Raw genomic sequence first — 14287 nt, 5'->3', positions numbered from 1 at the left:
ATGCTGATTAAAGAATTTGCTGCGAAGTATAGGTTAACTAATGATACGATCTTGTTTTTTGAATTCAGTATAGGGAAAGCCCTAGTCAACAAGTCAGCGCCGATCTTTGTCTGCTGGCGCATCGAAACGGGGATCTTCTCCTTTATGGCGAGCGGAACATCAGAAGGCGTCCAGTAACCCTCGTTAAAAAATCATCAGTGTATCTGCCAATCACATCATCTTTCTTTACTCCGTAATGCTATTCGTAGTTCCGGTTGACGTAGACAATCCTCGTTTCACCGTTCAACATATAGGTTTCATCAGACGAGTATTCCAGTATTTTAAGCAGAGATTCCACGGATAAGTCCATTTTTCATGCTCTTTGTTTTCAGGCATTTTAATCACCTTTCTGCTGTTTGATCTGAGTCAATTTTGAAAATACCACGTATTTTTTGAGTCAATTCCGACTCGAATTTGAATGAATTGTAACAACATTATGAAAATAAAACGACAGAGACCTTATTCCTATTGATATTTTAATAGTTGGCATAATAATTGCATTAATATTTGGGGAGATTTTGTGATGAGGCATAAATGAGGTAATTCCCTAATTGCTTCGTACCAAATCGCTGTATATAAAGTAGTTATTAGGAGGTATGAACTGGGTAGAACAGCCGAGGTTAGCGACATTACAATTATTGGAGGCGGTCCGGTCGGTTTATTTACAGCGTTTTATACAGGACATCGGCAACTGTCCGTAAAAGTCATTGAGAGCCTGCCGTAGCTTGCAGCACTGTATCCTGAAAAATATATGTAAGATATTGCTGGTTTCCCTAAGGTGAGGGCTCAGGAGCTGGTGGATCATCTGGTTGAACAGATGAATCAATTTAAAACTACCATCTACTTGGGTGAAACGGTGAAACAAGTCAAGAAAGAAAATGAAGGCGTTTTCAAATTGACTACAAAAGTAAAGCTGATTGCATCTGGTTTTGGAGAAGCACCCGTTTCCGTAAGCAGTGCCAAGGTGTATATCGATCCAACAGCGAAAATGCAACCTATGCATAGCACTAGCCTTATGGGAGATAAGGAAGAAACTCCAAAAAAAGTGACGTTCAGAGATAACTGATTATTTTGATTTTCAGAGCAAGAGCAGGAGAATGGCGCCATTTACCATGGTGGAGTGAAATATTTGCATCGCGTTTGGAGCATGTAACCTAGTCGCACCGGACGGATTGGATCATACAGCTGACAGCTTCGCATTTGCTTTGCTGGATGACAACGAAGAAGTCACTGAAGCACTTGAAGATTTGATTGAAGACTTGGAGGATGCTTTTAAATGATGTCCGAGCCACTCTATCAAATTGGCAGAAACACCATTCGCGTGTCAGAGAATTAAAGCTAGCTAAAATATAAGAAACCTAAAGGGGGAATGAGAAATGGCATATAACAAAGTGCAGAACGCTACAGAAAGAACATTCGAAAGAACGATGCCTTATAATTTATTTACAGACCCAAGCGTATTGGGGAAAGAAAAGGAAATGATTTTCGCAAAGAGCTGGCAATTGGTCGGTCATGTGAGCCAAGTAGAGAAGAAAGGTGCATTTTTCACTGCTGAAATTGGCGACGATCCGATTATCATTATTCGTGGAACTGATGATGTCCTTCGTGCATTCTATAATGTTTGTCCACACAGAGCAACAAAACTTGAAAAAACTGAATCAGGCAAGAAGAAAATTTTACAATGTTCGTACCATGGCTGGACATTCAAAACAGACGGCAAATTAAATAAAGCACCTAACTTCCGAAGTGAAGAAGATGCGGCTTGTGTACAAGATGCTTGCCTGCGTTCTGTCAGAATGGAAGTAATCGAATCTTTAATTTTCGTTAACCTGGATGACAACGCAAAACCATTGGCAGAATCATACGGAGACTTCTTTGACCGTTTAAGTAAGTTCGAATTTCTGAGTGGTTTGCAATTCACACATCGTAAATCTCGTCATATCAAAGCGAATTGGAAAGCCTTTGTTGAAAACTACTTGGAATGTGATCATTGCCACGTGGCACACCCGAGCTTCATTGATACATTGGATATGGATAATTATCAGATCATTACATGTGAGAACTATTCACTTCAAGGCACAATGGTAAAACCTGATAAGCAATACGGAGAAGTGAATCTGGATGTGGCGGAAATGCAAGGCGGCTCATTCTTCTGGTTATGGCCGAACTTGATGCTTACCATTTATCCGGGACCCGCTAATATGGCCACGATTCAATTGGTACCAATCGATCATGAAAATACTGAAATCGTTTATACGTACTATTTTAAAGAAGACAGCCTAGACAAATTGTCTCAAGAAGAGAAAGACTTGATGACATTCGCGGAGCAAGTTCGCTTTGAAGACATCGAATTAGTTGAATTGGAACAAGTAGGATTCAAATCAAGTGCATTCGAAAAAGGCCGCTACTCTCAATCTGAACAAGCAATCGTTCAATTCCATGAAATGGTTCTAGAGGCGCTTAATAAATAAATTTCTTGATAGAACAATGTTCGAACTGGTCCACGGATCGGCGCCGGATATTGCAGGAAAAGAAATGGTAATCCGTTGGCGACGATCTGGTCAGCCAGTCAACTGCTCGATCATTTCGGTTATGAGCAATACGGCAAAAAAGTTATAGATGCTATTGAACAACTTCTCGTATAGAATAAAGTTCTCACACCCGATATGCAGGAAGCTCCTCAACATCGGGTGTAGGTGATCGCTTGACTGCCTTATTTGAGAAATCTAGTAGATCACGCGTTTAAGATAACTTATCGGTGTATTTTCTACACCGATAGTTTTCTTTAATAATGACTCTATATGAAGTAAAATGAGAATGAATCATAGAAGACTAAGGGAGTGTATACATGAGATTTGAGACCATTGATAAAAAGATATTGGCGATTGCTTTATCCTTGATTGCGGCGTTGACTGTTCCTATTTTAATAAATCCCGTCAAAGGGACTACGTTTTTAAATACCGTCCTTCATTCCATCACAACAAACTTCGGTCCCATGTACTTATGGGTTTGTTTAGGGATATTTGGCTTCTTGCTTTGGTTGGCTTTTGGCAAGTTGGGCAAAATTAGATTAGGTAATACGAAGCCAGAGTTTTCAACATTTAGCTGGCTGGCATTAATTTTCACTGCTGGAATCGGTTCGGGTATCATGTATTGGGGAATTATTGAATGGGCTTACTACTATTCCAGTCCTCCATACGGCATGGCGGCAGAAACCGTGGAAGCAGCAAGTTTCGCCTCTACATATGGAATGTTTCACTGGGGATTCTCTGCGTGGGCTATCTATTGCGTTCCTTCCATCCCAATCGCATATGCAGTATATGTCAAAGGCCAAAAATCCTATCGATTGAGTACAGCGTGCCGTGGAATCATCGGGGACAAAGCGGATGGTTTACTTGGGAAAATAATTGACGTATGCTTCATGTTCGGTCTGATCGGTGGTATTGGAACATCCTTAGCACTTGGTACCCCCTTGCTCGCTGAAGGAGTCCATTCACTCTTTGGTGTAGAGAAAACGCTTACGCTTAATTTGGTGATTGTCGTTACATTGATGATCTTTTTCTGTATCTGTCTTTATTTCGGGCTGAAAAAAGGATTGAAGCTTTTAAGCGACTGGAATCTTTACTTATATATCGCGATTGCGATTTTCATCTTCATCTTTGGTCCAACCATGTTTATTATTGCGAGCTTTACGGACAGTGTCGGTGTTCTATTCCAAAACTTCTTTAGAATGAGCCTGTACACAGATCCGGTGGGGAAATCAGGATTCAGTGACGCTTGGACAATTTTCTATTGGGGATGGTGGTTCTCGTATGCTCCATTCACAGGTATGTTCGCTGCTCGTATTTCGAAAGGTCGTACGATTAAAGGTTTAATACTAGGGCAGTTAGTAGGCGGAACATTGGGCTGTTGGTTGGCCTTTGCGATCTTCGGAAACACGGGTATGTACTTCCAACTAAATAATATTGTTCCCGTACTCGATATCTTACAAAATGAAGGTGCACCTGCCGCTATATTAGCTATCTTGAATGAGCTTCCGCTAGGCGGAGTCGTCATGGTGCTGTATTTACTGGTTGCCGCCATTTTCTTGGCGACAACTGTTAACTCGGCTGCTTATACGTTATCAGACGTAGCGTCTATTAATTTGAAAGAAGGCGAGGAGCCAGCACGTTGGTATCGTGTATTCTGGGGAATCGTTCTAACAAGCATCTCAATCGTTCTCATGTATGGTGACGGCTTGGAGGCTTTACAGACACTTTCCATTATCACGGCATTACCGCTCGTTTTCATTATGTTATTAATGATTATGTCATTTATGAAATGGGTACGTCAGGGTGAATTAGATGGTGTCCATATTTATGATGGTGCACCATTTGACAAGCCGAAAGAGCAGACGGTTGAAATTACGATTGACCGTAGCAGGAAAGAGTCCAGCAGAGTTGTTGAAAAGGAAAACTTGATTTAATTTCAGTAGATAGAACAGACAAGAGAAAACAATAAATACACAATATCCGGGGACCCAATTCGCATATGGATTGGTGTCCCTTTTCTTGACGGGAAAGATAATTCAGTGGATCGTCTTAGTCTGGCGCCCATTTAGTATTCCATTCGAATTCCATTATGGCGCAACACGTTATATAGTATCTGTATATAAGTGTATCATTTTCGGAACTTGGTAAATATATTTCGCAACTAGTTTACCACCTCCAACACCTTTCCAGTCGCACCCCCAATACAATCAATGCTATAATAAACACATTCTTTATAATTATTACCTGTGCGAAGATTGATGGAGGGAACCTTACATGAAAACTGAAGCGAAACTACAAAAAGAAGCAATGAAAGTCCTAAAAGAGACAAGCCGTACATTCTACATACCAATTAAATTACTTGAACCAAACGTTAGAGAAGCCGTTGCGTCTGCGTACTTGTGTATGCGCGCAATCGACGAAATTGAAGACCATGAACAACTGGACGTACATATCGTCATGGACTTACTAAACAAAGTAAGTGATATACTGGACCGCACGATTGCAACAGGTGAATCGATGGCGTCTGCACTGGACGAGTTATTCGCACCCTACCGGGATCAGTTGCCTGAAGTGACGTTGCGCTTAGCTGACTGGGTAGAGTTCTGTCCAGACACGGCACGTACTAAAGTACTCGAATCGACTGCGATCATGGGCCGTGGCATGGCGAAGTGGGCAGGCAAGGACTGGGTGATTGAGACGCGTGAGGATCTTGATGATTATACGTACTATGTTGCGGGACTCGTTGGCGTTATGCTTGCAGATATTTGGCGCTGGTATGATGGCACGGAGACGGATCGTGACTTAGCCATTGGCTTTGGCCGTGGCTTGCAGTCTGTTAACATTCTTCGTAACTACAAGGAAGACGCGGTGCGTGATGTGAACTTCTTCCCGAATGACTGGAAGTTGCCGGAAATGTTTGCGTATGCTGAAGAGAATTTGGCCCTCGCTGATGCGTATATTGAAGACATCCATACGAAGACCATTTTGAACTTCTGTAATATTCCGTTGGCACTTGCGCATAGTACACTCGATGCGCTTAAAGAAGGACGCGAAAAGATGTCACGTATGGAAGTCGTAGCGGTTGTGAACAAGGCGATTAAAAAGTAGTTTTTGTTAATCAAATGAATGGAGGATGGCGATGCTCGATTTACTGATCATTATGTTTGAACGGGTCGGAATGATTGTGGCGGTCGCTTTCCTTCTGACTCGTTTTCGGTTTTTCCAACATATGATCCATCAAGATGTATTGGACCGTCGGCAAGAGCTGACGGCGATACTCTTTTTTGCATTGTTTGGGATTTTCGGAACGTATTTCGGTGTAGCACTGGATATGCAGACGTTTCATTTTGAAAATATGTCATGGCAACTCACTACCGATGAGGCGATTGCGAATTCCCGTGTGATCGGGGTAGTCGTCGCAGGATTGCTTGGTGGATATCGACTTGGGATTGGTGCCGGGCTCATCGCTGGGATACACCGGATGTCTTTAGGTGGATTCACGGCTATTTCGTGCGGAATATCCACTATAATTTCAGGTGTTCTTGCAGGTTACTTCTATAAGAAAGGCAAGCCTATTCGTCCGCTTTTGGCATTCACGATTGGTGCAGCTGCGGAAGCGTTGCAAATGGTGCTCATAGTTGTCTTGGCAGAGCCGTTTGAGAAAGCGTTCGCATTGGTTCAAACGATTGGCGTGCCGATGATTTTGGCAAACGGTATGGGTGCTGCGTTATTCATGCTCATTGCGTATAACGTCATCAGTGATCAGGAAAAAGTGACCGCGTTGCAAGCGCAGAAAACATTGCGTATCGCGGATCAGACGCTCGGCTATTTACGGACAGGTATGCGAAAGGAAACAGCTCAGGCGGTGTGCGGTATTCTGTTAGATGAGTTGAAGCCAGGTGCTGTCGCGATGACGGATAAAACGGATATTCTCGCGTATGTCGGATCCGGGGGTACGATGATGCAAGGCCCGATCCAGACCGATATTACGCGTCAAGTGATCCGGGAAGGTCGGCTCATTGTCACGGATTCTGTCACCCTTGATCATCCGGGGGTATCTGCATCAGGTGCCGTCGTCATTGCACCACTGAAAACGCGCGGTGAAACCATTGGAACATTGAAGCTATTTTATCCTTCACGTACAGCGATTACCGATGTCACGATTGAATTAATAGCGGGACTCGCTGAATTACTAAGCAATCAACTTGAAATTGCCGAAGCGGATCATGCCTATCAACTAGCGAAAGAAGCAGAAATCCAGGCGTTACAGTCACAAATCAGTCCACATTTCTTGTTTAACTCGATGAATATTATCCTTTCATTGATACGAACAAATCCGGATGAAGCGCGTAAACTGCTGTCGTCGCTGTCATTCTTCTTGCGTCAGAATCTTGAAGGTACGACGGTGAAGATGGTGACGTTACAGCAAGAACTTGCGCACGTCAAAGCGTATTTGATGATAGAAGAAGCACGTTTCATTGATAAGTTGAAGATTTGTATCGACGTGGATCCGAACGTTCTGCAGGAGAAGATTCCGCCATTGACGTTGCAACCGATCGTTGAAAACGCGATGACGCACGGTATTAAGGATTTGGACGCAAATGCAATGGTCCACATTTCAATACATGAAATAGGCGATGCCATTCATATTATGGTAGAAGACAACGGTGAGGGAATTGTTCCGGAGCGGCTCGCTATACTTGGACGAGAGCAAATCCAATCTAAAAAAGGTACCGGGCTCGGTCTCTATAACGTTAACCGACGCCTACAGATGACGTTCGATAAAAATTCAAGACTCACAATAGAAAGTACACCGAATGAAGGAACGAAGATTTCATTCCAGATTCCGAAATCGGAGGTGAACGGATATGACAGAAACGATTCGCGTATTAGTCGTAGATGATGAAAGGTACGCGCGCGAAGAAATGATGTATTTGCTTGGACGATTTGAAGGGGTGAAGGTAATCGGAGAAGCGGATTCAGGGGAGTCCGCGATTATCAAGGCAATGCAGCTACAGCCTGATGTCGTGTTCCTTGATATCGAGATGCCGAAAGTGGATGGAATGGAAGTCGCCAAGACGCTAGGCGCATTGAAAAAAGTACCGCTAATCGTCTTTGCGACTGCTTATCCGCAATTCGCGGCAGAAGCGTTCCGTGTCCATGCGATGGATTATTTGCTGAAACCGTATGATGAAGAGCAATTGCGGCAGACGATTGCACGTGTAAAAGAGTTGCTACATCGGACGCAACTCGACACATCACCGAAACGAATGGATCGATTGCCCGTCGAAACGGAAGGCGAAATCCACTATATCCCGGTCAGCGATATTCTTTATGTCCACCGAGAAGAAAACTGGACGAAGATCGTTACGCCTACGCGTGATTATGAAACGCGCATGACATTGAAAGATCTCGAGAACAAATTGACCTATTCATCGTTCTTCCGCATCCATAAAAGTATTCTCGTGAACCTCGTACATGTCAGTAGCTTGACGCCTTGGTTCAATGGAGCGTATCAGTTAGAAGTGGATCAGCGTCCGGAGAAATTGTCAGTTAGCCGAAATTATGTCAAAGAATTACGGCAGCGCCTCGAAGGATAAAAAAATCTCGTAACATGTTAATCTCTCGGAGTGCATCTTACCTCGCGATTTTGACATGTTACGAGATTTTGTCATAGTTCGGACATCTTTCTATTATAGTTGATGTAAGCGTTATCAACACTAGGGAGGGAAAAAGCAATGATTACATTTTTACTTTCTATCGTATTATTAATAGTTGGTTACTTTACGTATGGTAAGTATATTGTCAAAATGTTTGGCGTTAAAGAAGAGCGTCCTACGCCGGCGTATACGAGCGCGGACGGAGTCGATTACGTGCCGATGAGCACAAACAAGAACTCATTGATTCAATTACTAAATATCGCAGGAGTTGGCCCGATTTTCGGACCGATTATGGGCGCGTTATATGGCCCAGTCGCATTTGTTTGGATTGTCGTCGGTGCGATTTTCGCAGGCGCTGTACATGATTATCTGACAGGTATGATTTCGATCCGAAACCGCGGTGCACACTTGCCTGAACTGGCAGGAAAATTCCTCGGCAAAGCGATGAAACATATTGTCAATGCGTTTGCGTTATTATTACTCGTCTTGGTCGGTACGGTATTCGTTTCCGCACCAGCAGGATTGCTGTACAACCTCATGAATGGTTGGATGGCAATGGGAGTCATCGTTGCTCTTATTTTCCTTTATTATATTTTGGCGACACTATTACCGATCGATAAAATCATCGGTCGTTTCTATCCAATCTTCGGTGCGCTACTTGTGATCAGTGCAGTCGGTATCGGCGGCATGATGGTCATCAAAGGTGTTCCGATTCCTGAATTGACATTTGCGAACTTACATCCTGATAATATTCCGATCTTCCCGTTATTATTCTTAACGATATCATGTGGAGCGCTTTCTGGTTTCCATGCGACACAGTCTCCAATTATTTCCCGGACAACGAAGAATGAAAACCAAGGTCGCAAAATTTTCTACGGCATGATGATTGCAGAAGCAATTATCGCGATGATTTGGGCAGCGGCTGGTATGGCGTTGTTTAACGGTGTGACATTGAGTGAATTGCTTGCGGCTGGTGGACCGGCGGTTATTGTTAGTGAAGTATCTGTCACGATGCTAGGTGCTATCGGTGGAACACTTGCCGTGATTGGTGTCATCATCTTACCGATCACATCAGGCGACACGGCATTCCGTAGTGCACGCATGATTGTTGCGGACTATATCAAGTATCCGCAAGCGAAAATCATGAGCCGTCTATGGATCGCGATTCCGATGTTCGCTATTTCGATTGCATTGACTCAAGTAGACTTCAACATTCTATGGCGTTACTTCTCTTGGGCGAATCAGTCCACAGCGGTCATTGCATTATTTGTAGGCGCAATGTATCTCTTCATTGCCGGTAAGAACTACTGGGTCGCACTCATACCCGGAACATTCATGCTGATGGCTACGACGACGTATATACTGAATGCCGCCATTGGATTCGGCTTACCGATGAATGTATCCATAATCGGAGCAATTGTCATCTCGATCTTCCTAGTAGCCTTGTTCTTCAACGCTGCGGTAAAAGCTCGAGCTGCACAAATTCCGCTAGAAGAAGATATTACGAATTGGGATTCTACCAGAACTATTTAATATGCTATACACAACCTGTTGAACTTCGGTTCTGCAGGTTTTTTCTATGGGGATTTATCTAGTGATACTAGTTGTGATACACTGCTTATAGAGAAAAAAGCTGTTTTACACGAATGAAGACAAAACACACAAAAGGTAGTTATATTACACGTAAAGTAACCAAAGTGATTAAATGTGTAAATATACACTTTAAATGTAAAGGTGGAATAAAACGTTGAATAAGCAGACAGTCATTGACTTAGTGTCACCTCGCTTGAAGTTAATTCGAACAGAAATGGAGTATACGCAAGATCAAATGGCGGAGATTATAGGCATTTCAAAGAAGACTTTAGTACAGCTAGAGAAAGGCCGCCAAGAAATTGGTTGGGCAACAGCGGTAGTGGTTTGTGCGCTATTTCGCGAGAGTGCTTTGTTGCGCTCGGTCATGGGAGAAGACCCGATTGAGTTAGCTGAAATAGCAGTACATGAAGAGATTCATTCACGACAAACAGCCGCCAGTGCGTCAATTAATTGGTGGACGGAAATCGGGCAATGGCAGCAATATCAATTGCAACAGCATACCGCAGGTGGACATTATCGTATTATCGGTGCTAATCAAAAGCGTTTATTCAGTACGGGAGACCGTGAAAAAGCTTTGGCTGAATTCAAAAAATATATGGACATGTTATAATAGTTATATGAAAATAATGCATGAAAAACAGAATAAAACCGGCTGTACTCTTTTAGGAGTGAGCCGGTTTTTCGATGCGAAAAGAGAATTTTTGAGTAGCGGTAAAGACGCCTTTTTTGTATGTGCGCTCTTCGAATTCTACACGATCTTCTCTGTCTATGGTCAGTACAGTCGTGCAACGTGTGCCGTAGTCTTTTGATGCGATAAATATCGAAGACAGTAAGCGCTCGAGATCTTCACCTACGCCGGTATCCGGTAGTTGTTCAATCGGAAATGGTTCCGCTCGTTGCATCATGCCAAATAATCTATCCGGATCTATCGTCTCCGTTTGTTGCAAGTAATCTGCCAGCAAAGCTTTTGTTTTATCCACTTTCGGCCACGGTGTATTGAGCAAGGCATTACTCAGTCCATGTGTGCTGTTCGGTAGATGTTGGATGGATTGCTCGATGTTTGAGTAATAAAACATTTCCTTGGCGGATCCAGCCAGTACATTACAGCCTGCATAATCTTCTCGATTTGTATGCAGTTGCTCCATGAAATCTTGTGCAGACAGACTGGATTGTAGATAGGAAGATACAATGTGACCGCGTGAGAGTTTGCCGGTTTGCGGTAGCGTGAAGTCACGATAATTGGTTAGTGCAGCGACTTTCCCTTGTGTATTGATGCCGAGCCACGTGCCCATTTGTTCGAGATCACGTCCTGCTAAAATATCTGGATGATCGCTCCAAAAGTTTGCTCGTGCTGTCGGGCGTGCGTAAGCTTCGTCTCGGTTCGCCATCATGACGAGCTGATACTTCGGATGGCTTTGCAATTGAAATGCCAGTAAACACATTATGTCACCCCGTTTGTATAGGTATGAAATGAGTGTATCACGTGCGATATTGTTTGGCGACTGTATGAAACGTATTGCAAATGAATCAGCAAACAAAATGAGGTATTGTTTGTTATGCTATTGAAGTCGGTGAATACACAAGGTAGTATAGAAGGTAGTCAACAAACAAAAGATCAATTCGTTTGTCATGCTTAAATAAGTAACGGGAGTGTGGGACATATGGAGTTTACGAAAACGTTCTGGGATGCTTCACTAACGGAATTAAAGCAAGGGTATATAGAAGATTCCACATCGTATGATTGTTTACTATGCGGTAAACAAATCGAAAAAGGTGTGATTTATCCGTACGAAAATGCGTTGTATGAAGCGGAGCGATTTATGCATGTGCATATCGAACATTCGCATCAGTCGGTGTTTGCGTATTTGCTTGAACTCGATAAGAAATGGTCAGGGATTACGGATCATCAAGGTGATCTGTTGCGTTTATTCTATCAAGGGAAAAGTGATAAGGATGTACAGGAAGAACTGGAGATTGGCAGTGCGACGACCGTCCGGCATCATCGCTTTGCGTTAAAAGAAAAAGAACGTCAGGCGAAAGTGTTTCTTGCGATGATGGAGTTATTGAAAGAACGTGAGTCGTACGCGCAGGCGTTTATCCCGCCGCATAAAGCGTCTCAATTATTTCACGATGGGTATTCAGTGGTGGAGGAAGAACAGCAAGCAATACTGCAAACATTTTTCCCTGACGGAACCGATGGCCAGTTAAAAGAGATGCCGGCGACGGAAAAACAGCGACGAATTATTGTCCAGGAAATTAGTAAGCGCTTTGACGGAGATATTTCGTACAGTAAACATGAGATGAATGATCGGCTTTCGGAAATTCATGAAGATTTCATTACACTTCGAAATTATTTAATTGAATACGGTTATTTCGGTCAGACCCGTAATGGTAGTCAGTATTGGCTGAAATGAGTGGCTTGCTCGAATCGTTTTAGGTTTAGAAATGGTGGCGGTGGGAAGACTAGGAGTAATCGCGAAAGGAGCGGAAGTACATGACTGCAAAAGACACAGTACAGAAAATTTTGGATGAAAGTATGGTAGGAACGATGGCAACGGTGGACAACAACAAACCGTATAGCCGGTATATGACATTTATGAGTGATGGGTTGACTTTGTATACACCTACTAATAGAAAAACGGAAAAGGTAGATGAACTTGAAGATAATCCGTACACGCATATTCTTCTTGGGTATGACGGGGAAGGATTCGGTGACGCATACGTTGAGTATTCCGGCCGTGTAACGATTTCTGATGACGAAAGCTTGAAAAAGAAAATTTGGAATGATCATATGAAAGCGTGGTTTGATGGTCCTGAAGATCCGAATTTGGTTATTTTGAAAATTGAACCTGAAGCGATTCGCTTGATGAATAAATCAGGCCAACCACCTGAAGATATTTCCCTGTAAATAATTACTATATTATAATGATATACCGAAATAGTATATCCCGAAAGTGAGAGGTCACACTCTGATTTTCGGGATATTTTCGTCTAGTCGATATATTCACCACAACTATCCATGGTACCCGCGAATTTCCATTGCTTGAACACGATAAATGGGGGTATACTACTCATAGGAACACTTGTTCTTTCGAGAGGTGAATGCCATATGAAACCATTACCGAATAGAAAAATTGCGTGTCTTGATATGCGCAGCTTCTACGCGAGCTGTGCTGCAGCCATGGAAGGACTCGACGTAATGGAAGTGCCGATCGCGATTGTCGGCAATATTGAGAGAAAAGGCGGTGTCGTACTGGCTGCCTCACCGCCACTGAAAAAACGCTTTGGAGTTACGACAGGCATGCGTCTGTATGAGGTGCCGGACGACCCAAGCATTCGTTTAATTGAACCGAAAATGCAATTTTATATCGATGTGTCAATGGAATTGACGAAATTGTTGAACCGCTATGTACCAAAAGAAGCGATCCATGTATACAGTATTGATGAAAGTTTTGTCGACTTTACGGGCACGGAAAGACTATGGGGTCCTCTTGAGACGTTGATTTTCCGCATTCAGGATGAGTTGTACCGGCAATTCGAGTTGCGTTCAGCGTGCGGAGTCGGGCCGAATATGTTGTTGTCGAAGCTCGCGCTAGATCTCGAGGCGAAAAAAACAGGGATTGCGCACTGGACGTATGAAGATGTGCCGAAGAAATTATGGCCTGTTGCCCCGCTTCGTAAAATGTGGGGAATTGGCAAGCGAGTGGAGAGAACGCTTGAAGACATGGGCGTTTATTCAGTTGGTGATCTCGCGCACACCCCGCTTGAGAGTTTGGAGAAGAAGTTCGGTGTGATGGGCAATCAACTCTATTATCATGCGCATGGCATCGATTATTCCGACCTTGGCTCCGTGTTAATCGAAGGGCAAGTGAGTTATGGCAAAGGCCAAACGTTGTTGCGCGATTATACGAAGACTGACGAAGTATTGGCCGTCATGCTTGAGATGTGTGAGGATACCGCAATGCGTGCGCGGCTTGCGAAAAAGAAAGGACGCACCATCACATTGTCGTTTGGTTATTCAAAGCACGTACTCGGTGGCGGGTTCAATCGTCAAAAAACATTGCCGGAAGCGACGAATGAAACGATGGCGATTTATCGCGTCTGTTTAGAGTTGTTTGAAACGTTCCATGACGGACGTCCGTTACGCCATATTTCCGTCAACTTGTCGAATCTCGAAGATGATAGTAGCTTCCAGCTCAGTTTATTTGAACCAATGAATTGGAAGCAACAACAAATCGGTCATGTGATGGATGAAATTCGCATGAAGTATGGATCGGCTGCTATTCTTCGCGCAGTGTCCGTTACGCCAGGTGGTACGGCGTATAGACGAAATCAATTAATCGGTGGACATTATAAATGAAAACAAGTCGAATCCAGTCGGACGATCCCGCTAGTATAGAGAGGATGTATTTCAAATACTGAAATATCCCAGTTCCGTAACTTTCGATAACCTAGAAGTTTTGC

At 43.4% G+C, this 14287-nt stretch carries 11 protein-coding genes and 1 pseudogene; 11 read left to right on the top strand and 1 reads right to left on the bottom strand.

The genetic code is table 11. The features are described 5' to 3' along the window. Positions 1–640: 640 nt before the first annotated feature. From CSV75_RS03760 to CSV75_RS03715, 8 genes and pseudogenes are all read left to right on the top strand, one after another. Positions 641–955 (top strand): annotated as a pseudogene (locus CSV75_RS03760) (NAD(P)/FAD-dependent oxidoreductase); the annotation flags it as partial. 460 nt (positions 956–1415) lie between these two features. Further along, positions 1416–2510: an aromatic ring-hydroxylating oxygenase subunit alpha gene (locus CSV75_RS03750; RefSeq protein ID WP_099674798.1), complete on the top strand. Its 1095-nt coding sequence runs from the start codon at positions 1416–1418 to the stop codon at positions 2508–2510. A 377-nt stretch (positions 2511–2887) separates the two neighbouring features. After that, on the top strand, positions 2888–4504 hold the full coding sequence (locus CSV75_RS03740) for a BCCT family transporter (protein ID WP_099674797.1): 1617 nt from the start codon (positions 2888–2890) through the stop codon (positions 4502–4504). Between the two features lie 340 nt (positions 4505–4844). Continuing rightward, a complete protein-coding gene (locus tag CSV75_RS03735; RefSeq protein WP_099636252.1) occupies positions 4845–5678 on the top strand; it encodes a squalene/phytoene synthase family protein in 834 nt (277 codons plus the stop codon). A gap of 31 nt (positions 5679–5709) precedes the next feature. After that, entirely contained in the window at positions 5710–7473 is a 1764-nt protein-coding gene (locus CSV75_RS03730) for a sensor histidine kinase (protein WP_099674796.1), read from the top strand. After that, positions 7439–8170, top strand: coding sequence for a LytR/AlgR family response regulator transcription factor (locus tag CSV75_RS03725; RefSeq protein ID WP_099674795.1), 732 nt, complete (start codon positions 7439–7441; stop codon positions 8168–8170). Before CSV75_RS03730 ends, CSV75_RS03725 begins: the two co-directional genes overlap by 35 nt. A gap of 138 nt (positions 8171–8308) precedes the next feature. Beyond that, positions 8309–9763, top strand: coding sequence for a carbon starvation CstA family protein (locus tag CSV75_RS03720; RefSeq protein WP_099674794.1), 1455 nt, complete (start codon positions 8309–8311; stop codon positions 9761–9763). Between the two features lie 214 nt (positions 9764–9977). After that, positions 9978–10433 carry a helix-turn-helix transcriptional regulator gene (locus CSV75_RS03715; RefSeq protein WP_099674793.1) on the top strand — a complete coding sequence of 152 codons (456 nt, stop codon included), beginning with the start codon at positions 9978–9980 and terminating at the stop codon, positions 10431–10433. Positions 10434–10485: 52 nt separating this feature from the next. Here the strand turns inward: CSV75_RS03715 and CSV75_RS03710 are convergent, their stop codons facing one another. Continuing rightward, positions 10486–11265, bottom strand: coding sequence for an NRDE family protein (locus tag CSV75_RS03710; RefSeq protein WP_099674792.1), 780 nt, complete (start codon positions 11263–11265; stop codon positions 10486–10488). Positions 11266–11484: 219 nt separating this feature from the next. On the opposite strand from CSV75_RS03710, the gene CSV75_RS03705 reads away from it, so the two are divergent. The 3 genes from CSV75_RS03705 to CSV75_RS03695 all read left to right on the top strand — a co-directional run bounded on the left by CSV75_RS03705 (position 11485) and on the right by CSV75_RS03695 (position 14183). Beyond that, positions 11485–12237, top strand: a complete 753-nt coding sequence (locus tag CSV75_RS03705) for a DUF2087 domain-containing protein (RefSeq protein ID WP_099674791.1) — start codon at positions 11485–11487, stop codon at positions 12235–12237. A gap of 80 nt (positions 12238–12317) precedes the next feature. Further along, positions 12318–12731 (top strand): pyridoxamine 5'-phosphate oxidase family protein, encoded by a 414-nt coding sequence (locus CSV75_RS03700; protein WP_099674790.1) that lies wholly within the window; start codon positions 12318–12320, stop codon positions 12729–12731. A 201-nt stretch (positions 12732–12932) separates the two neighbouring features. Then, complete coding sequence (locus CSV75_RS03695) at positions 12933–14183, top strand: Y-family DNA polymerase (RefSeq protein WP_099674789.1); 1251 nt, start codon at positions 12933–12935, stop codon at positions 14181–14183. The last annotated feature ends 104 nt before the right edge of the window (positions 14184–14287 follow it).

It is taken from the genome of Sporosarcina sp. P18a, from assembly GCF_002743135.1.
Classification (GTDB): Bacteria; Bacillota; Bacilli; order Bacillales_A; family Planococcaceae; genus Sporosarcina.
This window is presented reverse-complemented; position numbering and strand designations above follow the sequence as displayed.